This is a genomic window from Rhodoglobus aureus (assembly GCF_039527955.1).
In the GTDB taxonomy this organism is placed as follows: domain Bacteria; phylum Actinomycetota; class Actinomycetes; order Actinomycetales; family Microbacteriaceae; genus Rhodoglobus; species Rhodoglobus aureus.
Map to the genome: position 1 here is coordinate 112,374 of NZ_BAAAKW010000030.1, position 20,632 is coordinate 133,005.

A 20,632-nucleotide genomic window follows, 5' to 3' on the forward strand; every position below is an offset into this window, starting at 1 on the left:
TCCTGTTTCAGTCTAAGTTCGCCCGCATAGTGTTTTTTCACAGTGCACGCGTACCTCACGAAATATTCCCGGCAATGTGCTGTGCGAGGGAATGCCAACGCAGCCACCTTGGTTGATAGGGGCAAGAAAAGAGGTACCAATGTCCGACGTGCTGATTGATCGTCCGGAACTCAACGGCTTAGGCCAGTACGAGTTCGGCTGGGCCGACTCCGACGTTGCAGGAGCCTCTGCACGACGAGGCATCAACGAAGAAGTCGTCCGCGACATCTCAACGCTGAAGAACGAGCCAGAATCGATGCTGAAGAAGCGTCTAAAAGGTCTCGAGCTCTTCGGCCGCAAACCGATGCCGAAATGGGGTGCAGACCTCTCGGGAATCGACTTCGACAACATCAAATATTTTGTCCGTTCCACGGAGAAGCAAGCGCAGACGTGGGAAGACCTTCCCGCAGACATTCGGGACACCTACGAAAAACTGGGTATTCCCGAGGCAGAGCGCAATCGTCTCGTCTCCGGCGTAGCCGCACAGTACGAGTCTGAAGTCGTCTTCCACTCCATCAATGCTGAACTCGAAGCCAAGGGTGTCATCTTCATGGACACCGATACTGCTTTGCGCGAGCACCCGGAGTTCTTTGACGAGTACTTTGGCGCAGTCATTCCTGCTGGCGACAACAAGTTCGCGGCGTTGAACACTGCCGTGTGGTCGGGGGGCTCTTTCGTTTACGTTCCTAAGGGCGTCCATGTCGAGATTCCGTTGCAGGCTTACTTCCGCATCAACACTGAAAACATGGGGCAGTTTGAACGCACCCTGATCATTGCTGACGAGGGTTCTTATGTTCACTACATTGAGGGTTGCACGGCTCCGATTTACAAGTCGGACTCGCTTCACTCTGCGGTAGTCGAAATCATCGTGAAAAAGAACGCTCGCGTTCGGTACACGACAATTCAGAACTGGTCGAACAACGTCTACAACCTCGTTACCAAGCGCGCGATCGCACATGAAGGTGCAACTATGGAGTGGATCGATGGAAACATCGGCTCCAAGGTCACCATGAAGTACCCGTCGATCTACCTCGTCGGCGAGCACGCAAAGGGCGAAACGCTTTCGGTTGCTTTCGCTGGCCCTGGTCAGCACCAAGATGCCGGCGCGAAAATGATCCACATGGCGCCGTACACGACGTCCTCGATTGTCTCGAAGTCGGTAGCTCGTGGTGGTGGTCGTGCAGGCTACCGCGGTGAAGTTCGCGTGGATGAGAAAGCTCATCACTCCGCCAACACAGTGCGTTGCGACGCGCTCTTGGTCGATACCATCTCTCGATCTGACACGTATCCGGCAATCGACATCCGAGTGGATGACGTTCAGCTTGGCCATGAAGCGACCGTATCCAAAGTGAGCGCCGAGCAACTCTTTTACCTGCAGTCTCGCGGGATGCAGGAAGACGAAGCGATGGCGATGATCGTTCGAGGATTTATCGAGCCCATCGCGCGCGAACTGCCCATGGAGTACGCCTTCGAACTCAATAAGCTCATCGAACTGAGCATGGAAGGATCCGTCGGCTAAATGACCATCGTTACACCAGAACAACATGGATTCAAAGCTCACAGCGATGGTGGATGGGACGCGAACGAAAAAGGTTTCGTTCCCGTTCAGACGCGCTCAGCGCGCCCCAAATCTTTTGAGCACGCCGACTTCGCTCCGGTAACCGGAATAGAAGCTGACTGGAAGCTCACGCCAGTAAAGCTCATCAAGCCTTTGCTTGATGATGCCCTCGACGGCGCGCACTATCCATTCGAAGCGAACGCGCCTGATGGCGTTGTCGTTGAATGGGTCGCCAGGGATGACAAGCGAATTGCCACTGCCGGTGCTCCTGAAGAGCGAGCATCCGCAAATGCGTGGTCAAGTTTCGAGCAGGCACTAGCGATCACCGTGACAAGCGAAGAACACGTAACACTGCGCTTGACTCGCACGGAACTCGGGAGTGCAGCGCGAGCAGCGCACACCGTGATCACAGCGCGACCGCACAGCAACAGCACGGTCATCATCGACTCGGCTGGTCAAGCCCTACTCAGCGAGAATGTTGAAGTCGTCGTAGAAGAGGGCGCAACGCTCAACTTTGTCAACGTTCACGACTGGGACGAGGAGGCGATCCACCTCGCTAGCCACTTCGCTCAGGTTGGCCGCGACGCACACCTCAAACACACGATTGTGTCGCTTGGCGGAAAAGTTGTTCGAGTCAATCCATCGGTGCACCTCTCGGGAGAAGGCTCGGATTGCGACCTTAACGGCCTCTATTTTGCTGACAAGGGTCAGCACCTCGAACAGCGCGTCTACATGCACCACAAGGCGGCGCATACGCGCGGCCGCGTGAACTACAAGGGCGCGCTGCAAGGCGAAGGAGCGCGCACTGTTTGGGTTGGCGATGTTCTGATCGGCCGTGAAGGTGCTGGCACCGACAGCTACGAACAGAACCGCAACCTGGTGCTCACTGAAGGCACTCGCGCGGATTCGATTCCGAACCTCGAAATCGAGACCGGTGATATCCAAGGTGCCGGCCACGCAAGCGCAACTGGTCGTTTCGACGATGAACAGCTCTTCTACCTGCAGGCTCGGGGAATTTCTGAAGTAGAAGCTCGACGCCTCGTTGTCATCGGCTTTCTCGCAGAAATTGTGCAGAAGGTCGGCGACGAGCAGTTGGAGACTCGCCTCACGGCAGCGATAGAAGCTGAGTTGGAAGGAACCCTCTCGTGACTGCTCAGCGTGTCTGCGCGGTCGACGAGCTGGAGCCAAACAAGGCGTATCGGGTCGAGCTAGATGGCACTGCAATTGCGATTGTGAAAGATTCAGCCGGAAAGGTGCACGCTATTGGCGATACCTGCACCCACGGTGAAATCTCTCTCGCCGAGGGTTTTGTTGAAGACGGAGCGATCGAGTGCTGGGCACACGGCTCGCTGTTCTCGCTCGACACCGGAAAGCCATTGAGCTTGCCCGCCTATGAACCTGTACCGGTCTTTGTAGTGAAGATCGACGACGACGGCGGGGTTCTCATCGACCCCGAGCTCACTGTCGCCATCGAGGGCTAAACGCCCTCCTCACGAGACCATTAAGGAAAGAAACACATGTCAGTACTCCAAGTCAAAGACTTACACGTCAGCGTTGAAACCGAGCAAGGAACCAAGCACATCCTTAAGGGTGTCAACCTCACTATCAAGCAGGGCGAGATCCACGCGATCATGGGTCCAAACGGCTCAGGTAAGTCGACGCTCGCCTACACAATCGCTGGCCACCCCAAATACCACGTCGAGAGCGGATCGGTAACGCTAGACGGCGAAGAAGTGCTCGACATGAGCATTGATGCGCGTGCCCGTGCTGGACTTTTCTTGGCCATGCAGTACCCGGTTGAAATCCCCGGGGTCAAAGTTGCCGACTTCCTTCGCACGGCAAAGACCGCGCTGAGTGGCGAGGCGCCCGCGCTCCGCCCGTGGATCAAAGAGGTCAACTCCTCGATGAAGGCACTGCGCATGGATAAAGCTTTCTCTGACCGCAATGTGAACGAGGGTTTCTCTGGCGGCGAGAAGAAGCGCAACGAGATCTTGCAGCTTGAACTTCTCAAGCCACGATTCGCGATTCTGGACGAGACCGACTCAGGACTCGACGTTGACGCGCTCAAGATCGTCTCTGAGGGTGTTAACCGCGCTCAAGAGTCGACCGGTCTTGGCTTGCTATTGATCACTCACTACACCCGCATCCTCCGGTACATCAAGCCGGATTTCGTGCACGTCTTCGTCGATGGCCGCGTCGCTGAACAGGGCGGTCCTGAGCTTGCAGATCGCCTAGAGAACGAAGGCTATGATCGATTTTTGACCGACACGAGCGTAGTCTAAGCGTATGTCTACAGTTTTGGCTCCCGCGCTCTTCGACGAGGTTGAAGAGGCGCTAAAAGACGTAGTGGACCCTGAACTTGGCGTCAACATTGTCGATCTCGGCCTGATCTATGATCTGAGCTGGGATCCCGAGAACAATGCGCTCATCATCAGCATGACGCTCACTTCGGCAGGATGTCCATTGACTGATGTCATTGAAGAGCAGATCGCACAGTCTCTCGACGATGTTGTTCAAGCATTCCGCATCAACTGGGTGTGGATGCCGCCGTGGGGACCTGAGAAGATCACGGATGATGGTCGCGACATGATGCGTGCCCTGGGGTTCTCAATCTAGTTAGCGTTCTCGTGTAGCGAGAAGCCGTCGCGATACCGTGCGCCAAAACACGAGCGACGAACACTCCGGATTGTGTAGATCTTCGACTGCACTGCACTGCACTGCCAACGCTAGGAAGTAGACTAGTTGGTTGGTGCTGTCGCCTGTGAACCCCTACCCCAAAGATTTGGATGTTTTGCCGTGCTTGCTGTGCATGATCTCGAGTTGCGCGTTGGCGCACGCATGCTGATGCAGGGCGTCAATTTCAGAGTAGATCACGGCGACAAAATCGGCTTGGTCGGGCGGAACGGTGCGGGCAAGACAACTCTCACCAAGACGCTAGCTGGCGAGCTGGAGTCCACCGGCGGCTCAATCGAGCGCACCGGTGAAATCGGCTACCTGCCTCAGGATCCCCGCTCAGGGAATCCAGAAGACCTTGCACGCACGCGAATTCTCGACGCGCGTGGTTTGGGCAGTATCGTCCTGAAAATGCGTCAAGCTCAAGACGAGATGGGCAGCAGCGATCCCGAAGTCAGCGGTGCCGCCATGGACCGCTACGGCAAACTGGACGATCGATTCCTTTCATTGGGTGGCTATGCTGCCGAAGCGGAAGCGGCATCAATCGCAAGCAATCTCAGCCTTCCCGACCGAATCCTCGACCAGCAGTTGTCGACGCTTTCGGGCGGCCAGCGACGACGGATCGAGCTCGCTCGCATTCTGTTCTCGGGCGCAGACACGATGCTCCTCGACGAACCGACCAACCACCTCGATGCCGACTCGGTTGTGTGGCTCCGCGAGTTCCTCAAAAACTTCAGTGGCGGTCTGATTGTGATCAGCCACGATGTTGAGCTTGTCGAAGACACCGTAAACAAGGTTTTCTATCTGGATGCCAACCGCCAGCAGATCGACCAGTACAACATGGGCTGGAAGCACTACCTGCGCCAGCGCCAGTCTGATGAAGAGCGCCGCAAGAAGGAGCGTGCTAACGCCGAGAAGAAGGCAAGCACGCTGCAAGCCCAGGCAGCAAAGTTCGGCGCCAAGGCGTCCAAGGCTGCCTCTGCTCATCAGATGGTTGCTCGAGCAGAGAAGCTGCTTGCCGGCCTTGATGACGTGCGCGCCAACGATCGAGTTGCAGCGCTTCGCTTCCCAGAGCCAGCTCCGTGCGGACGAACACCGCTCATGGGCTTCAACCTCAGCAAGAGCTATGGATCGCTAGAGATCTTTGCTTCGGTAGATCTCGCGATCGACCGCGGATCGAAGGTAGTGATCCTAGGGTTCAACGGTGCGGGAAAGACCACGCTGCTGCGCATGCTCGCCGGGGTCGACGAGCCCGATACCGGACATATCGAACCCGGGCACGGGCTCCGCATTGGTTATTACGCTCAGGAACACGAGACGATCGACGTCAAACGTTCCGTACTCGAGAACATGGTGTCGTCGTCGCCCAATATCACTGAGATGGAAGCGCGACGCGTTCTCGGTTCGTTCCTGTTTAGCGGCGATGACGCAACAAAGCTTGCTGGCGTTCTCTCCGGTGGAGAAAAGACCCGACTCGCTCTCGCAATGATCGTCGTCAGCGGCGCCAACGTGTTGCTTCTCGATGAGCCCACAAACAACCTTGACCCCGCGAGCCGTGAAGAGATCCTCGGCGCACTCTCCAATTACAAGGGTGCCGTTGTACTCGTAAGCCACGATGAGGGCGCTGTCGAAGCCCTTAACCCCGAACGAGTCCTCATTTTACCTGACGGCATTGAGGATCACTGGAACAAGGACTACGCAGACCTCATTTCCTTGGCCTAACTCGCGGGTAGCGGCGCCAGCAACTGATCGGGCTCAAGACCTACGCGTCGAGAATCGCGTCTTCGATCTCTGCATCAGTGGGGCCACGATCCTCTACTTTTTGTTTGCGCTTTTCAGCGCGCTCTCGCTCAGCAGGATCCGCTTCGTTGATAAGTCGGTACTCCTGACGAACTGCCCAGCCAAGTCCAATGAAGGCTAGGACGCCGAACGCTACCCACTGGAACGCGTAGGACAAGTGTGCGCCTTCATCGAGAAGCGGTTGTGGGTAGGCGAGTGGCATATCGGCGACGCTGGGAGACTCGGATGCCAATAGCCCGTATCCACCGATATAGGTGGGTTTGTCAACAAGATCGGCAACTGTTGGCAAATGGATTGTAGCTACCTGGCCGTCTGGTGCTGACCGCCCTTGAACCGTCGGCTCGCCCGGCTTGAGACGCAGCACAATCTCGACGCGCCCTGTTGGGGGAGCGGGCACAGCATCCGGAGAATCTTGGGCATTGCCCGCGGGCACCCAGCCGCGATCGACCACGATCACACGACCGCTCTCAAGTTCAAACGGCACAAGAATCTCGAATCCCGGCTGCCCAGAGTACGGTCGGCCACGAACCAACAGCTGCTCAGATTCCAGATACTCACCGCTGACGGCTACTGACATCCACTTATTGTCGATATCAAACTCGGTGAGCTCTGGCATAACCTTCTCGAGTTGCCGGGGTGCGGCGTCCCAGTTTGCGCTGACACGAGCCACTTCCGCGGCGGCTTCCCCGCGGCGATCAAACTGCCACTGTGAGAGAAACACGCAACCGATTGCGAACGCGATAACTAGGGCCAAATATCCGAACCAGCGTTGAGAGAAGGCGAAGCGCCACTTTTTCATTGGGCGGCACCGTCGGGCACGACAGTGGCGGGATGTGCAAGATCGCTGACGACTACAGGAAAGCCTCGCGAGCTGAGGTACTCATTGAGGTAGTCGACATGTTCGTTGCACGCCAGCCAAATTTTTACGCGATCAAGGCCATGGATGCGCGGATTGCGCCAATTGACGTTCCATTCGGCGTCTAGTGGGCACCCTGCTCTGGAGCACTGCGACGTTGCCGGGCCGTTCTCACCGATCACCGAGCTGCCTCATCAGGAGCGCGAGGAATATGTGCCGAACTGGCAGGCTCTAAGGCGAATTGACCTGGAACATCGATCGTGCCGGTTCGTCGCGTGTGGACGTTTGCAAGCACAACGGCGACATACGGCAACACGACCGCGCCCAAGATGGGCAGCACTAGCCACCATCCGCTCACGAAGACGCAGAGGATTACACAGACGACTCTGATCCCCATAGCAATCGAGTAGTTGACCACGCGCCGTCGGCGCTCGTCATCGGGTCGCTCGGGAAGCGAAGTTATCGACTCAGGACTGTTCATGGGCTTTCTTAGGTTGCCGAGGAAGGTACCCCTAAGCCTACGCCGCTGTTCGCGACTATATGCTGGGAACTATGAGCAGCACAGCACCTGAATCACGAGTCGTTCTTGTCACCGGAGGCAACCGCGGCATTGGCCGGGCAATTGCCGAAGAGTTTGTAGCTCAGGGGCACCAAGTTGCCGTCACCGCTCGCTCTGGCACGGGCCCCGAGGGCACCCTCACGGTAGTTGCCGACGTAACTGATGCTGCCAGCATTGATGCAGCATTCACCGAGATAGAGTCCAAACTCGGCCCCGTCGAAGTCGTTGTGGCTAACGCCGGAATTACGCGCGACATGCTGCTCATGCGAATGAGCGACGACGATTTCACTCAGGTGATCGATACCAACCTTTCCGGCGCCTTTCGTGTCGTCAAGCGTGCATCTAAAGGGATGATGAAGGCGCGCTTTGGGCGCATCATCCTCGTTTCGAGTGTCGTCGGACTTCTCGGTTCCGCTGGCCAAGTCAACTATTCGGCCTCCAAGAGCGGCCTCATTGGTCTCGCTCGCTCGCTGACTCGCGAGCTGGGAAGCCGCGGCATCACCGCAAATGTTGTGGCTCCTGGGTTTATCGAAACTGACATGACGGCCGCGCTGCCGACTGAGCAGCAGGATGCGTACCTCAAGCAGATTCCGGCAAGTCGCTTTGCGCAGCCACAAGAGGTCGCGAAAGCAATCGCATGGTTGGCGAGCGATGACGCGGCGTATATCTCTGGCGCCGTGATCCCGGTCGATGGCGGCCTCGGGATGGGTCACTAGCCCCAAGCTTCGCCGACGCGACGGCCAACTAGCCGCGAAGCCCCAGCAGGGGCAAGAGCGCGCTCAAATCTCGCGAATCAATGTGCACGTCGACATTGGCACGCACAATCGGTTTCGCCGTAATCCCGACGGAGAGCGCCGCAGCCTTCATCATGAGCAAATCGTTGGCACCGTCGCCGACGGCGATCGTGGCCGATAGGGGAGTGCCTGAGTCCTTGGCCCATTCGTGCAGCGCATTCGCCTTGGCCTGGGCGTCAATGACCGGCCCAATGACTTTTCCAGTGAGCCTGCCATCGATTACTTCGAGACGGTTGGCGCGGGCATAGCTCAGTCCAAGCGTGCGGGCGACAGGATCCAAGAGCTCATGAAACCCGCCGGAGACAGCAGCCACTAGACCGCCGGCAGCGACGACCGCAGCAATCATCTCCTCGGCCCCATGCGTCACCTGGATGTCGCGTCCGCTCTCAGCGAGCACAGACTCAGGAAGTCCTGCCAGGGTGGCGACTCGTGCCCGCAAGCTCTGCTCAAAGTCGAGTTCGCCGTTCATCGCTCGCGTAGTGATCTCGGTTACCTCTGGTTCGGAACCAGCATGGGCGGCGAGCAGCTCAATTACTTCGTTCTCGATCAAAGTGGAATCTACATCGAGAATGACGAGAAATTTTGCCAAGAGATTGGGCCTTTCGTGCGACAGCTGTGGTCGTGGATAGTCGGAACCGCACGACACCGAGTGCCAGACTATCGGGATCACTCGAGTGGCTTACACGCGCGATCGTCTGAGCGAATAGGATAGGTGATCATGGCTAGTGTCCTCTCTTTTTCTGACGTATCCGTTACTCGCAACGGCACCACGATCCTCGACTCGATTTCTTGGAGCGCCGAGGCATCCGATCGGTGGGTGATTTTGGGTCCCAACGGTGCAGGCAAGACAACGCTGCTGCAGTTGGCTGCCGCACAGATCCACCCCAGCTCGGGAAAAGTCGTTGTGCTCGAGAGCACCCTCGGTTCTGCTGATGTGTTCGATGTCCGACCGAGAATCGGGTTCGCGTCCACGGCGCTCGCCCGTCGTGTGCCCAATAGCGAGCGTGTAATCGACGTTGTTCTTACCGCCGCATACTCAGTCACTGGTCGCTGGAACGAGCAATACGAGAAGGTAGACCTCCGTCGCGCCCGTCGCGTTCTTGCAGAGTGGAGCCTCTCGCACTTAGAGGACCGCCGCTTTGGTGATCTCAGCGATGGTGAGCAGAAGCGAGTTCAGATTGCTCGCTCGGTAATGACTGATCCAGAGCTGTTGTTGCTCGACGAGCCTGCCGCGAGCCTAGACCTCGGTGCACGCGAAGAGCTCGTTCAGCTATTGAGCGGTTATGCGAAGGCCGAAAGCGCGCCTGCGATCGTCATGGTTACTCACCACGTTGAAGAAATTCCTCAGGGATTTACCCACGCGCTGATTATTACCGACGGCACAGTGCATAGCGCCGGTAAGATCGACGATGTCGTTACGTCAGAGAACTTGAGTGCCGCTTTTGGACTCGAGCTCATCATCACGAAAGACGCCGGCCGCTACACCGCACGAGCTGCCTAAACCTCTGATAGGCTTGTGTGTCGGTCCGCGTGACCGCCTACGTCTTTTTTTAATCCAGAACCCAGGGAAATCCAATGAAGTCCGAGACCCACCCCACATACATGCCCATCGTTTTTCGCGACCTCGCGTCGGGCTCCACGTTCCTCACTCGCTCAACTGTGACGAGCGAGAAGACGATCGAGTGGGAAGACGGCACCACCTACCCGGTGATTGACGTCGAGATCTCCTCCGAGTCGCACCCGTTCTACACGGGTAAGCAGCGCATCATGGACTCCGCAGGCCGTGTCGAGAAGTTCAAGAACCGTTACAAGGGCTTCGGCAACTAGTAACACCCAGATTTCACTGAAGGCGACCGATAATCGGTCGCCTTCAGTCGTTAACAGAAGGATTCGAGCAGAGCGCGCACTTCATACGCCCTGCCACGGTCGCCGGTTCTGTTGTGCGAGCACAGCTGTGCTCGCTACTGCCGTGCGCGCTACTGCTGCGGGAAGGAACGAACCGGCCACTCACCGTTGGCGACAAAACTGTGATCGCCCTTTGACGAACGCATGTAATCCTGAAAACTGGCAGCCTGATCGGCATACCACTGGCGCTGACGATCGTGGAGCTCTGAGAACGGGATGCTCAGCTCGTCGGTGAACTTCACGAGTAGCGCTTGAGCGACGCGAGCAGCCGCGATCGCATCCGAGCCAGCATCATGAGCGTCATCAAGCGAAACACCGTACAGCCCTGATGTCACCTCAAGGGTGCGTTTTCCGCGACGGTAGCGATCTACTGCTTTATCGATCACGAGAGGATCGATAACGACGTACGGTTCGAGAAGAGAATCGATCGAATAGCGTCGGCACTCTCGGTCGAGCAACGAAAGATCATAGGGAGCGTTGTACACGACGAGGGGGATACCCAGGGCGCACGTGACTTTGAGGGTTTGCGCGATTTCGGCAACAACGATCGCAGCCTCACGACCCTCAGCACGAGCCCGTTCGGTCGAAATTCCGTGAATTGCGGCAGCGCCTTCCGGAATTTCCACCCCCGGATCTGCCAGCCAATCCCACCGCGAGATTACGACGCCAGCGGAATCGACAATCGCAATACACGCTGAAACGATTCGACTCGTTTCAACGTCGACGCCGGTGGTCTCAAGATCGAAAGTGGCTAAAGTGCCCGAGTTGCTCATGAACTCAGCGTAGGCGGACGCACCGACAGCAGGAACGCGGCTCGCGGAGATCTAACCGCGAAGCCCCATTGTCGACGGCGCGGATGCCAGCAACACAGCGACGACTGCCTACAATTGTGTGAATGAGACCCGCATCGCCGTACGGAGCACTGCTCGACCAGAATCCGGCGAGGCACTCCACTATCGACGTGCTCGGCGCACCCACGCACTACTGGGAGTACGGACCTGCCGATGCCGAGACTGTGCTCGTGCTTGTGCACGGGTTTCGGGGAGACCACCACGGTCTGGATGCTGTGTGCGCGCATATTCGCGGCATCCGCATCGTTAGTCCAGATATCCCCGGTTTTGGTGAGTCCGCACCGCTCAATGGCCACGCCCACGACATCACTGGTTACGCAATGTGGTTGGAAGCATTCGTCGGCTCGCTGGGGCTCAGCGGGCGCGCCGTACTTCTTGGGCATTCCTTCGGCTCAATCGTCGTAGCGGCAGCCATCGCTCGTGGGCTGGCTACTCCGCAACTTATCTTGGTGAATCCCATCGCCGCACCGGCACTCGCCGGGCCCAACGCGGTCTTGAGCAAGATCACCCTCGGGTTCTATCGACTCGCGCGAGCGCTCCCGCACGCGCTCGGTGCACCACTTCTCAGCAATTGGCTTGTCGTACGCGTGATGAGTCTTGCAATGGTCAAAACTCGTGACCGTGAACTTCGCCGTTGGGTTCACCAGCAGCATCACGCCCACTTCAGCAGCTACGCAAACCGCGACAGTTTACTCGAGGGATTTGAAGCATCCATCGGCTCAGACGTGAGCATGTTCGCCGAACAGCTTTCGATGCCGACCTTGCTGATTGGAGCACGACAGGATCCGATCAGCCCGGTGCCTGCGCAGGAGCGGCTCGCGACGTTGATTCCGGATGCACGACTCGAACTTTTCGACAATGTCGGCCACCTCATCCACTATGAATGGCCGCGCGAAGCAGCCGAGCTAATTGTTGCGTTCCTCAACTCAGGAACAGTTGCGGAGACCACCACATGAAAATATTCTTCGATTGCCGCTACACGCGCATAGGCAGACACGATGGAATCAGTCGCTACGGCTCACGGCTCGTAGAAGAACTGAGCAAGTTGCATCCAGTGACCATGTTGATTTCTGATAAGCGTCAACTGGAGCTGTTGCCCGATCTTCCGTGGGAACTCGTGAGTTCACCAACCGGCGTGGGCGAGCCCTTTGTGGCCCTTCAGGTCAACAAGCTCAACCCCGACGTCGTATTTACTCCGATGCAAACCATGGGACCGTTCTGGCGCAAGTACACACTGGTCACTACCGTGCACGATTTGATCTATTACAAGCACCCCACACCGCCACACAACTTGCCCTGGCCGGTTCGAGTGATGTGGCGCGTTTACCACCTCACCTGGGCGTTCCAGCGGGCACTTCTCAATCGGGCGGATGCTCACGTTACTGACTCCCAGACGACTCGAGATCAAATGCTTGAGCACCGTCTCACCAAGAATCCTATTTCGGTCGTCACGCTGGGCACAGACAGCCCTGACGAGTCCCCGGTGCGCGCGGTTCCCACCTCACGCGAGCTGGTTTACATGGGCTCCTACATGCCGTACAAGAATGTGGAGCTCATGGCGCGCGCTCTGCAGGACCTGCCCGGCTACACCCTTCACCTCATGAGCCGCACGGACAATGACGTGAAGGCCCGGTTGACCGAGCTCGCCCCAGACTCAAGCCTGATCTTCCACGACGGGGCCAGCGATGAGGTGTATGTCGAAACACTGTCGCGGGCAACGGCGCTCGTGTCAGCGTCGCGGGATGAGGGTTTCGGTCTTCCTCAGGTAGAAGCGATGGTGTTGGGAACCCCAGTATTGCTGAGCGACATTCCGATCTTCCGCGAGATCTCTGGACCTGCCGGCGGGTTCTTCAATCCGGATGAGCCCGCAAAACTTGTGCGTGAAGTCCGAGCACTCGAAGATCCCGCAGTCTGGCAGAAGCGCTCAACCGCCGCGCGCGCCCGATCCGCAGACTTCACGTGGACGAAGGGTGCGGCTGAGCTTTCTCAGGTGTTGCAGGATGCTGTGGCAGCCCGCACGCAATCACGCAAGTGAGCTACCGCGTTGCCCCGCTACTGAACCGACGACTCCCGGCGCGCGATAACGTTCTGAGCGTCGAACGGCTCTCCACCCTTGGTTTCTGACTCGGCTTCAATTGGGTCATCGAAGTTGACCAAGTAGAGAGATCCATCGTCATGGCGAAAGCTGTGCACTGAACCGTTGACGATTGGCGCGCGAGGTCGCTCTGGTGCCACTGCGGCCAGGATCGCCGCAATCACACCACCGTGGGCTACAACGATCATGGACTTCCCATGGTTTCGTTCGGCAAGCTGCACGAGAGCGGGGAGAGCTCGTTCACTCACAGATTCGCGTGTTTCGCGGCCGGGGACTTCGGTATCTCCCGGATAGAGCGCGTCTACTTCAGTGTCGGTGCGCCCTTCGGCATCGCCATACCGGCGTTCGACAACCTCGGGAAGTGCAATCGGCGCTGCCAGACCGACCTCGGCGGAAATGATCTGCGCGGTTTCCATGGCGCGCGAGAGAGGGCTGGCAAAGATTCCATCCCACTTGCGTCGGGCGAGCAGTTCTCCGGTGGTCCTTGCTTGAGCGCGGCCCGTCGAATTCAGCGGAATATCGCTGCTGCCCTGAATGCGTCGTTCACGGTTCCAGTCCGTTTCGCCGTGACGCACGAGGTAAATGAACACAAAACTCCCTTCGATAGCAGCCCACGCATTCGCGCTTGTGGAGCGCTCAGGCGGTAAGTCGTTCCAGCAAATCGCACAGAATCACGGATGCTCCGCCGTCAAGCTTAACGTCGGCCCGCCGATCAGCTTTAGTTGTGCCGCGATTAATGATCACGAGAGGAATGTGCTTGCGAAGTGCTCGCTCCACCAGTCGGATTCCGGAGTTCACCACGAGCGATGAGCCCGCGACGATGAGCGCTTGTGACTGATCCACGAGCGCGGATGCGAGCTGGAACTTTCGGGTGGGAACAAACTCACCAAAGAAGACGACATCCGGCTTCAGCATGCCGCCACAGACGGTGCACTCCGGAACCACAAAAGCGTCGACGTCGTGGACATCGGCGTCACCGTCGGGGTTGAGGGTATGGGATTCAGATTCTTCTAACCACGGGTTGAGATCTTCGATCCTCTGAGCGAGAGGGGTGCGAGCGTAATACTGGCCGCACCGAAGGCAACGGGCTCGGTCTATGCTGCCGTGGACATCCACAACCCGTGTTGATCCTGCCTGCAAGTGCAGCCCGTCAACATTCTGAGTGATGACACCGTTGCTCAGTCCGCGACGTTCAAACTCAGCAAGGGCGGAGTGGCCATCGTTGGGGGCGGATGCCGCAAATCGCTTCCATCCCAGGTGGCTTCCCGCCCAGTACCGCTTGCGAAGGTCTTCGGCGCTCTGAAACTGCTGAAACGTCATCGGATTACGCACAGCGGCACCCTCACCGCGATAATCGGGTATGCCGGAATCGGTGCTGAGGCCAGCACCCGTGAGAACGCTGATGAGCTTTCCGTTGAGGAGCTCTGCAGCACGGTCGATGTCGTGGCTTCCGTTTTGTGTCTGCACACCTCCAGCGTAGACACTGCTAACAGCACAAATGCCTCGTCAAGCCTCTCTGAGCCGCGAATCTGCAAGTTGGGAACACATAGTGAATGTCGTCAGGGTCACCGAACTCTCCGATCCACGGTTGAGCGACTTCGCCAACCTCACCGATGTTGCCCTTCGGCGGCGCACTGAACCTGAGGGCGGCTTGTACATTGCCGAGTCGTCGAAGGTCATTGCTCGCGCTCTGCGCGCCGGACACATCCCGCGCGCCGTTCTTGTACTCGAACAATGGCTCGACGACGTTGCCGAACTGCTCGGTGACTCAGACGCCCCTGTCTATGTGGGGGAGCCAGAGCTGCTGGAACAGCTCACGGGGTTCAATCTTCACCGCGGCGCTCTTGCCTCGATGCACCGCCCACAGCTGCGCTCCGTTACGGAATTAATCGAGGGCGTTCGGCGCATCGTTATCCTCGAAGACATCGTTGACCACACCAACGTTGGTGCGGTGTTCCGTTCGGCTGCTGCGCTCGGAGCGGACGCTGTTCTCATTACGCCGCGCTGTGCAGATCCGCTATATCGTCGCAGCGTGCGGGTAAGCATGGGCACTGTGCTTCAGGTGCCCTGGACCCGGCTCGACAACTGGCCTGCCGATGCACAGGTGCTGCAGGCGGCTGGTTTTCACCTCGCAGCACTCGCGCTGAGCGACGACGCAATCGATCTCGACACGTTTGCCGCGAATGCCCCTGAACGTGTTGCCCTGATTCTCGGCACGGAAGGCGATGGCCTTTCGCGGCAGACAATCGAGGCTGCCGACAGCGTTGTTAAGATTCCCATGATGCACGGCGTCGATTCGCTCAATGTGGCTGCCGCTAGCGCAGTGGGCATGTACACGCTCCGCGTGCGCTAGCGCTCACCCACGACCAAACTGTTACCGTTATGCGGTGCCGCTGACTCAATATCAAATCTTTCGTCGCCGTCGCGTTATCGTATTTTCCGCGATCGGTGTTGTGCTGGCAACGGCCTTCTACTTGCCAATGACGTTGCTAGCGCCGCTCGGTGAAGTGTCTGCGTCAGTGATAGCACCGGCAGCGCCGGAGCTCCCAAAACCAGAACTCGCGTTCCCAAGCTACGGAGCATCGGCCATCGCTGACCTTGACCGGCCTGGAGTACTCGCTAAAGCTGGCAGCGATGAGGCTTTGCCCATCGCCTCAATAACCAAGGTCATTACCGCGCTTGTCGTGCTCGACGCGAAACCACTCAGCGCAGATGAGGCGGGGCCCACGATCACGTTCGGGCCAGCCGATCTCGACTACTACTACACGCAGCAGTCGCAATTTGGACTCGTGTGGCCAGTAACTGACGGCCAACAACTGTCGCAGCGCGAGGTCATGAACGTCGTGCTCCTTGCTTCAGCCAACAACTATGCCCAGTCGCTGGCGCGGTGGGCCTACGGCTCAGAGGAAGCGTTCGTTGCCGCTGCTGCGGCGTGGCTTAGCCAGCAGGGGCTCGGCAATACGACGCTGACCGAGGCGTCGGGCATCCAAACTTCTAATAAGAGCACTGCGGAGGACCTCACGGAACTCGCACGACTCGCGATTGAGAGTCCTGTCGTTGCCGCGATCGTGTCAACGCCATCCGTTGACGTGCCGGGGCTAGGCACAGTGAGCAACCGCAACCAGTTGCTCGGCATTGACGGCGTCGACGGAATCAAGACGGGAACGCTCCTCGACGACTGGGCCTGCCTACTCTTTTCTACCGATGTCACCATCGGCGGCGAGATCAAGACGCTCGTCGGCGTTGTCGTTGGTGGGCCAGATCATCCCACTATTGCTGCGGCAATTCGTGCCCTCATTGCGGATGCGACTGAGGGGTATACCGAAGTGACCCTCGCAAGTGCCGGTGAAGAGTTCGCCGAGTACGACACGCCGTGGGGTGACGACTCGAGCGCTGTCGCCTCCGACACGGTCACTCGCGTGGTGTGGGGCGAGGACGACATCACAGCGACAGTGGATGCCGAACCAGTCCGTCTCACAGATGCGGGTGCGAGCGCGGGTGTGGTCTACGTTCGCATCGGCACGGAGTCCATCGAGATTCCGTTGGAGTTCAGCGACGAGATTGACGATCCCGGCGTGTGGTGGAGACTCACAAATCCACAGAGTCTGTTTTAGTTTACGAATAAACACTGGGCTCACAGGCACTCGCGGTAGGGTGGAGTGCATCTGGAGCACCCGCTCGTATGTCACATGGCTGGGAAGTCATTCGAAATTTCTGAGGTCACGTGAGCAGTTCTCTCTCAGCCGATTCCGCACGTGTAATTAAAACTGGTCCACGCGGTGTTGGTAATCCCATCAGCGAATTCGCCGCGCTACTGCGCACTGTTCGCGAAGCTGGACTGCTGCGTCGCAGCCGAAGCTTCTACATCATCACTTTTGCTGTCATCACCATTGCTATGGTCGCAGCGTGGTTCGGCTTCGCGATGCTCGCAGGCACATGGTACGTGCTGCTTATCGCTGCCGCCATGGGCATTATCTTCACGCAGTATGCGTTCTTGACCCATGAGCTCGCTCATCGTCAAGTGTTCGATTCGAGCAAGCTCAATGACACTCTCGGACGTGTCTTGGCCGATCTCGTGGTCGGTATTAGCTACGCCTGGTGGATGAATAAGCATTCGCGTCATCACGCTAACCCCAACACGGTAGACAAAGACCCCGATATCGAGACCGACTTCATCATTTTCCAGAAGGAAAAGGCTGTCGGCCTCAAGGGAATTACTAAGTTCATGGCCAACCGCCAGGGCTACCTGTTCTTCCCCGCGCTTCTCCTCGAGGGTTTCAACCTTCATTCACACGCTTTCCAAGAGGTTTTCAATCTCAAGAAGAAGGTAGATAAGCGCTCGCTCGAAATCGCGCTCCTGCTTGTGCGAAACATCGGTTACCTCGCGGTCGTCTTCACATTCTTGCCTGTGGGCATGGCGTTTGCTTTCCTTGCGGTTCAGATGGGCATCTTCGGCCTGTACATGGGTGCGTCGTTTGCCCCCAACCACAAGGGAATGCCGATTCTGCCGAAGGGCTCGAAGGTTGACTACCTGCGTCGTCAAGTGCTCACGAGCCGCAACATTCGCAGTGGTCACTTCATGAACCACTTTATGGGCGGCTTGAACTACCAGATCGAGCACCACTTGTTCCCCACGATGCCGCGCCCGCACTTGCGTCGCGCCGCAGAGATGGTCAAGGAGTACTGCAAGACCAAGGACATCAGCTACACCGAGGTTGGACTCGTCACGTCGTACGGCATTGTGATCCGTTACCTCAACGAGGTCGGACTCGGTGCCGACGGTGACCCGTTCGATTGCCCCGCTGCTGGCCGAACCGGCTACACCGGCTAGGACACCGCATACATACTAGAAGGGCCTCTACCGAGCTGGTAGGGGCCCTATTAGCATTGTCCTGGCTTAGAAGCCCGGGCGCTTGGCCGTGATGTTGTCTCCCGACGACTGATGACGAATTCGCCGCAGCACCCAGGGCATGAAGTGTTCGCGGGCCCAACCCATATCTTCGACACGGGCTCGACGCCACCGCCGAGGGGGTAGGGGCTCTGGCTTGAACGGTTCGAGTTCGTTCGCGACGTTGAGCGCGTTAAGAACCATACGGGCTACGGTGTGATGGCCGACCGGCGAGAAGTGCAGGCGGTCCGGTGCCCACATTCGCGGATCAGCAAGCTCTCGCAATGACCACATGTCGGCGACGACTGCATCGTGACGCTGGGCGATTGCGCGAATGTTCTCGTTATAGATGGCAACTTTGCCACGCATGCGGCTGAGCACCGGCGTCATCCCAATGTCTGGTCCGGTGAACAGGATCACGGTTGCGCCATCTCGACGTAGACCTGCAACGAGCGTATCGACCCGGGCAGCGACCTCATCGGGGTCTGAGCCAGGCCGAATGATGTCGTTACCGCCGGCAGAGACGCTGATGAGGTCTGGCTTGAGCTCCAGCGCCGGCTCAAGCTGTTCGGCCTGCACCTGGTTCAATAGTCGACCGCGGATGGCAAGGTTCGCGTAGGCGAAGTCATCTTTGTTGTGGCCAAGCACCTCGGCCACGCGGTCAGCCCAGCCTCGATTGCCGCCGGGGGAGTCGGGTTCGGGATCGCCGATCCCTTCAGTGAATGAGTCACCGATCGCTACATATCGGGTCCAGGGATGTTGTTCTTCCATTTGTCTAGCTTGCCTCAGATCGTGTCTCAGGTCTTGTCTGTGCGAAACCCGTGTGATTCCTGTGAGCGACCTGTATGGCTTGACCCCTGAACGGGGTTCATATTATATTTACTCACGGTCTTCACCTCGAAGACCATTTAACCCCGTTTGGAGAAAACACAATGGGAATCATCGGTTGGATCATACTGGGACTGATCGCTGGCGCTATTGCTAAGGCCATCCTGCCTGGCCGCCAAGGCGGCGGTTGGATCGCGACACTGGTCCTCGGTGTCGTTGGAGCCCTCATCGGCGGTTTTATTGGAGGCCAGCTCTTCAATATTGGACTTGAGAACTTCTTCTCGATCCAGACATGGTTGGTAGCCATCGCTGGCTCCGTTCTCGTACTGTTCATCTACGGGCTGGTTACTCGCGGCTCACGTCGCTAACTCTTTATCGGCATGGCGGGCGGCACACTTCGGTGTGCCGCCCGTTGTGTTTAACACCAAGCGTGGCAATTGATCCGCTGCCCCGGAGTACTTCGCAGGTTTACCGCGCACGTTCAGTCAGAGGCTGCTGAGACAATAGACACATGGGCAAGCAAGACGGACTGAAGCGGCATGTTTCCGCGACCGACATCGATGACAGCAGCGCGACCATCCTGCACGTCGACATGGATGCCTTCTTCGCTTCGGCCGAGCTCCTCGACCGCCCAGAGCTCATCGGCAAGCCCGTGATTGTCGGCCACAACTCGACCCGCTCTGTCGTCACGGCGGCCACCTACGAAGCACGCAAGTATGGCGTCAACTCGGCGATGCCGATGGCTCTCGCGCTTCGTCGCTGCCCCCAGGCCGTCGTGCTCGAACCGCACTTCGAGCGATACCAATACTTCTCCACACAGGTCTTTGAGATCTGCGACGAGCTCACCCCCAAGGTGGAGCGATTGGGCATCGATGAGGCCTTTCTGGATGTCGCTGGTGCGCGCGCCATTTATGGCTCGCCGATAAAGGTGGCCGCCCTACTGCGCGCGCGGGTGCTCGCCGAGACTGGTCTGGTCTGCTCGGTGGGTGCTGCGGCATCCAAATACGTCGCCAAGGTTGCCTCTGGTTTGTCGAAGCCTGATGGGTTGTTGGTGATCCCTGCCGACAAGACGATCGAGTTTCTTCACCCGTTGCCCATTTCTGCGCTGTGGGGTGTTGGGGGCAAGACCGAGGAGGCGCTTCAGCAGCGGGGATTCTCTACCATTGCCCATATTGCCCACGCTGATCGTGCATCGCTGACTCGCGCAGTGGGGGAGGCAAGCGCCGTTAAGCTGCACAATCTCGCGTGGGGCAACGATCTGCGGCAGGTGGTAGAACGGCCGGCAGAGAAGAGCATCGGACACGAGACAACGTTCGAGTACGACGTGCTCGACGCTGACGAGATCTGCAGAGAGTTATTGCGGCTGTCGGGAAAGGTCGCGATTCGCCTGCGAACAGCGGGCATGGTGGCGCGCACTGTTGTTCTCAAGTTGCGGTTTGACGACTTCAGCACCGTGACTCGCTCGCGCAAGCTTCCCGAACCCACCGACTTGGGGCGCACCCTCTATGACACAGTGCGAGGCGTCTATGAAGAGTTCGCGGCGGAAGGCCGGCCCGTGCGACTCGTCGGCGTGCGCGGTGAGCAGCTTGTCGATCCTGGTGGCACGCTCGTGAGCTTGTGGGACACGACAGATGGCTGGCGAGACGCAGAAGAAGCGATGGAGGCGGCGTGTGCACGTTTTGGCCGAGGAGCTGTTGGCCCCGCTCGCTTGTTAGGCGCTGAGCGTTCTGAACGGCCGCGGCTCGGCCAACGCGATTAGCCCGCGCCCACAGCGAAACTCCGCGGT

At 58.2% G+C, this 20,632-nt stretch carries 24 protein-coding genes; 17 read left to right on the top strand and 7 right to left on the bottom strand.

Annotated elements, in window-relative coordinates; translation table 11 throughout:
- Positions 1-139: 139 nt before the first annotated feature.
- The 6 genes from sufB to ABD112_RS08805 all read left to right on the top strand — a co-directional run bounded on the left by sufB (position 140) and on the right by ABD112_RS08805 (position 5,992).
- Entirely contained in the window at positions 140-1,558 is a 1,419-nt protein-coding gene (gene sufB / locus ABD112_RS08780) for a Fe-S cluster assembly protein SufB (RefSeq protein WP_343925063.1), read from the top strand.
- Positions 1,559-2,746, top strand: a complete 1,188-nt coding sequence (gene sufD / locus ABD112_RS08785) for a Fe-S cluster assembly protein SufD (RefSeq protein WP_343925065.1) — start codon at positions 1,559-1,561, stop codon at positions 2,744-2,746. It abuts the gene before it with no gap.
- The gene (locus ABD112_RS08790) at positions 2,743-3,078 is read left to right on the top strand and encodes a non-heme iron oxygenase ferredoxin subunit (RefSeq protein WP_343925067.1); all 336 of its coding nucleotides are present in this window, start codon (positions 2,743-2,745) and stop codon (positions 3,076-3,078) included. Before sufD ends, ABD112_RS08790 begins: the two co-directional genes overlap by 4 nt.
- A 36-nt stretch (positions 3,079-3,114) precedes the next feature.
- Positions 3,115-3,879, top strand: a complete 765-nt coding sequence (gene sufC, locus ABD112_RS08795) for a Fe-S cluster assembly ATPase SufC (protein WP_343925069.1) — start codon at positions 3,115-3,117, stop codon at positions 3,877-3,879.
- A gap of 4 nt (positions 3,880-3,883) precedes the next feature.
- Positions 3,884-4,213: a metal-sulfur cluster assembly factor gene (locus tag ABD112_RS08800; RefSeq protein WP_343925071.1), complete on the top strand. Its 330-nt coding sequence runs from the start codon at positions 3,884-3,886 to the stop codon at positions 4,211-4,213.
- A gap of 180 nt (positions 4,214-4,393) precedes the next feature.
- The gene (locus ABD112_RS08805) at positions 4,394-5,992 is read left to right on the top strand and encodes an ABC-F family ATP-binding cassette domain-containing protein (protein ID WP_343925073.1); all 1,599 of its coding nucleotides are present in this window, start codon (positions 4,394-4,396) and stop codon (positions 5,990-5,992) included.
- A 40-nt stretch (positions 5,993-6,032) separates the two neighbouring features.
- Here the strand turns inward: ABD112_RS08805 and ABD112_RS08810 are convergent, their stop codons facing one another.
- Complete coding sequence (locus tag ABD112_RS08810) at positions 6,033-6,869, bottom strand: SURF1 family cytochrome oxidase biogenesis protein (protein ID WP_343925074.1); 837 nt, start codon at positions 6,867-6,869, stop codon at positions 6,033-6,035.
- Between the two features lie 32 nt (positions 6,870-6,901).
- On the opposite strand from ABD112_RS08810, the gene ABD112_RS14610 reads away from it, so the two are divergent.
- Positions 6,902-7,054, top strand: a complete 153-nt coding sequence (locus ABD112_RS14610) for a hypothetical protein (RefSeq protein ID WP_425563816.1) — start codon at positions 6,902-6,904, stop codon at positions 7,052-7,054.
- A 50-nt stretch (positions 7,055-7,104) separates the two neighbouring features.
- Here the strand turns inward: ABD112_RS14610 and ABD112_RS08820 are convergent, their stop codons facing one another.
- A complete protein-coding gene (locus ABD112_RS08820; protein ID WP_343925076.1) occupies positions 7,105-7,407 on the bottom strand; it encodes a DUF3099 domain-containing protein in 303 nt (100 codons plus the stop codon).
- Between the two features lie 71 nt (positions 7,408-7,478).
- Here ABD112_RS08820 and fabG point away from each other — a divergent pair, with 71 nt between their 5' ends.
- On the top strand, positions 7,479-8,201 hold the full coding sequence (gene fabG / locus ABD112_RS08825; RefSeq protein ID WP_343925078.1) for a 3-oxoacyl-[acyl-carrier-protein] reductase: 723 nt from the start codon (positions 7,479-7,481) through the stop codon (positions 8,199-8,201).
- 28 nt (positions 8,202-8,229) lie between these two features.
- Here the strand turns inward: fabG and serB are convergent, their stop codons facing one another.
- Entirely contained in the window at positions 8,230-8,868 is a 639-nt protein-coding gene (serB, locus tag ABD112_RS08830) for a phosphoserine phosphatase SerB (RefSeq protein WP_343925080.1), read from the bottom strand.
- Between the two features lie 129 nt (positions 8,869-8,997).
- On the opposite strand from serB, the gene ABD112_RS08835 reads away from it, so the two are divergent.
- Together ABD112_RS08835 and ABD112_RS08840 are read left to right on the top strand one after the other, a co-directional pair.
- The gene (locus ABD112_RS08835; protein WP_343925082.1) at positions 8,998-9,780 is read left to right on the top strand and encodes an ABC transporter ATP-binding protein; all 783 of its coding nucleotides are present in this window, start codon (positions 8,998-9,000) and stop codon (positions 9,778-9,780) included.
- A 74-nt stretch (positions 9,781-9,854) separates the two neighbouring features.
- Positions 9,855-10,106, top strand: coding sequence for a type B 50S ribosomal protein L31 (locus ABD112_RS08840; protein WP_010202510.1), 252 nt, complete (start codon positions 9,855-9,857; stop codon positions 10,104-10,106).
- Between the two features lie 149 nt (positions 10,107-10,255).
- Here ABD112_RS08840 and ABD112_RS08845 read toward each other — a convergent pair whose 3' ends face one another.
- Complete coding sequence (locus ABD112_RS08845) at positions 10,256-10,957, bottom strand: 3'-5' exonuclease (RefSeq protein ID WP_343925084.1); 702 nt, start codon at positions 10,955-10,957, stop codon at positions 10,256-10,258.
- Positions 10,958-11,079: 122 nt separating this feature from the next.
- Between ABD112_RS08845 and ABD112_RS08850 the strand changes: the two genes are divergently transcribed.
- Both ABD112_RS08850 and ABD112_RS08855 read left to right on the top strand, forming a co-directional pair.
- On the top strand, positions 11,080-11,991 hold the full coding sequence (locus ABD112_RS08850; protein WP_343925086.1) for an alpha/beta fold hydrolase: 912 nt from the start codon (positions 11,080-11,082) through the stop codon (positions 11,989-11,991).
- Positions 11,988-13,070, top strand: a complete 1,083-nt coding sequence (locus ABD112_RS08855; protein WP_343925087.1) for a glycosyltransferase family 4 protein — start codon at positions 11,988-11,990, stop codon at positions 13,068-13,070. Before ABD112_RS08850 ends, ABD112_RS08855 begins: the two co-directional genes overlap by 4 nt.
- A 17-nt stretch (positions 13,071-13,087) precedes the next feature.
- On the opposite strand, the gene ABD112_RS08860 is transcribed toward ABD112_RS08855, so the two are convergent.
- Together ABD112_RS08860 and ABD112_RS08865 are read right to left on the bottom strand one after the other, a co-directional pair.
- Positions 13,088-13,720 carry a histidine phosphatase family protein gene (locus ABD112_RS08860; RefSeq protein ID WP_343925089.1) on the bottom strand — a complete coding sequence of 211 codons (633 nt, stop codon included), beginning with the start codon at positions 13,718-13,720 and terminating at the stop codon, positions 13,088-13,090.
- A 46-nt stretch (positions 13,721-13,766) separates the two neighbouring features.
- Positions 13,767-14,597, bottom strand: a complete 831-nt coding sequence (locus ABD112_RS08865; RefSeq protein WP_343925091.1) for a Sir2 family NAD-dependent protein deacetylase — start codon at positions 14,595-14,597, stop codon at positions 13,767-13,769.
- Between the two features lie 82 nt (positions 14,598-14,679).
- Here ABD112_RS08865 and ABD112_RS08870 point away from each other — a divergent pair, with 82 nt between their 5' ends.
- From ABD112_RS08870 to ABD112_RS08880, 3 genes are all read left to right on the top strand, one after another.
- On the top strand, positions 14,680-15,483 hold the full coding sequence (locus ABD112_RS08870) for a TrmH family RNA methyltransferase (RefSeq protein WP_343925093.1): 804 nt from the start codon (positions 14,680-14,682) through the stop codon (positions 15,481-15,483).
- A 34-nt stretch (positions 15,484-15,517) separates the two neighbouring features.
- Positions 15,518-16,744 carry a D-alanyl-D-alanine carboxypeptidase family protein gene (locus ABD112_RS08875; protein ID WP_343925095.1) on the top strand — a complete coding sequence of 409 codons (1,227 nt, stop codon included), beginning with the start codon at positions 15,518-15,520 and terminating at the stop codon, positions 16,742-16,744.
- Between the two features lie 110 nt (positions 16,745-16,854).
- Positions 16,855-17,961, top strand: a complete 1,107-nt coding sequence (locus ABD112_RS08880; RefSeq protein ID WP_343925097.1) for a fatty acid desaturase family protein — start codon at positions 16,855-16,857, stop codon at positions 17,959-17,961.
- A 66-nt stretch (positions 17,962-18,027) separates the two neighbouring features.
- Here ABD112_RS08880 and ABD112_RS08885 read toward each other — a convergent pair whose 3' ends face one another.
- On the bottom strand, positions 18,028-18,789 hold the full coding sequence (locus tag ABD112_RS08885) for an SGNH/GDSL hydrolase family protein (protein ID WP_343925099.1): 762 nt from the start codon (positions 18,787-18,789) through the stop codon (positions 18,028-18,030).
- 161 nt (positions 18,790-18,950) lie between these two features.
- On the opposite strand from ABD112_RS08885, the gene ABD112_RS08890 reads away from it, so the two are divergent.
- On the top strand, positions 18,951-19,214 hold the full coding sequence (locus ABD112_RS08890; protein ID WP_343925101.1) for a GlsB/YeaQ/YmgE family stress response membrane protein: 264 nt from the start codon (positions 18,951-18,953) through the stop codon (positions 19,212-19,214).
- A gap of 143 nt (positions 19,215-19,357) precedes the next feature.
- Positions 19,358-20,605: a DNA polymerase IV gene (gene dinB / locus ABD112_RS08895; protein WP_343925103.1), complete on the top strand. Its 1,248-nt coding sequence runs from the start codon at positions 19,358-19,360 to the stop codon at positions 20,603-20,605.
- Positions 20,606-20,632: the final 27 nt, after the last annotated feature.

Coding starts and splice junctions, on each gene's coding strand:
- sufB (WP_343925063.1), top strand. CDS start 140: ATGTCCGACGTGCTGATTGATCGTCCGGAACTCAACGGCTTAGGCCAG.
- sufD (WP_343925065.1), top strand. CDS start 1,559: ATGACCATCGTTACACCAGAACAACATGGATTCAAAGCTCACAGCGAT.
- sufC (WP_343925069.1), top strand. CDS start 3,115: ATGTCAGTACTCCAAGTCAAAGACTTACACGTCAGCGTTGAAACCGAG.
- ABD112_RS08800 (WP_343925071.1), top strand. CDS start 3,884: ATGTCTACAGTTTTGGCTCCCGCGCTCTTCGACGAGGTTGAAGAGGCG.
- ABD112_RS08810 (WP_343925074.1), bottom strand. CDS start 6,869: ATGAAAAAGTGGCGCTTCGCCTTCTCTCAACGCTGGTTCGGATATTTG.
- ABD112_RS14610 (WP_425563816.1), top strand. CDS start 6,902: ATGTGCAAGATCGCTGACGACTACAGGAAAGCCTCGCGAGCTGAGGTA.
- ABD112_RS08820 (WP_343925076.1), bottom strand. CDS start 7,407: ATGAACAGTCCTGAGTCGATAACTTCGCTTCCCGAGCGACCCGATGAC.
- fabG (WP_343925078.1), top strand. CDS start 7,479: ATGAGCAGCACAGCACCTGAATCACGAGTCGTTCTTGTCACCGGAGGC.
- ABD112_RS08835 (WP_343925082.1), top strand. CDS start 8,998: ATGGCTAGTGTCCTCTCTTTTTCTGACGTATCCGTTACTCGCAACGGC.
- ABD112_RS08840 (WP_010202510.1), top strand. CDS start 9,855: ATGAAGTCCGAGACCCACCCCACATACATGCCCATCGTTTTTCGCGAC.
- ABD112_RS08845 (WP_343925084.1), bottom strand. CDS start 10,957: ATGAGCAACTCGGGCACTTTAGCCACTTTCGATCTTGAGACCACCGGC.
- ABD112_RS08850 (WP_343925086.1), top strand. CDS start 11,080: ATGAGACCCGCATCGCCGTACGGAGCACTGCTCGACCAGAATCCGGCG.
- ABD112_RS08855 (WP_343925087.1), top strand. CDS start 11,988: ATGAAAATATTCTTCGATTGCCGCTACACGCGCATAGGCAGACACGAT.
- ABD112_RS08885 (WP_343925099.1), bottom strand. CDS start 18,789: ATGGAAGAACAACATCCCTGGACCCGATATGTAGCGATCGGTGACTCA.
- ABD112_RS08890 (WP_343925101.1), top strand. CDS start 18,951: ATGGGAATCATCGGTTGGATCATACTGGGACTGATCGCTGGCGCTATT.
- dinB (WP_343925103.1), top strand. CDS start 19,358: ATGGGCAAGCAAGACGGACTGAAGCGGCATGTTTCCGCGACCGACATC.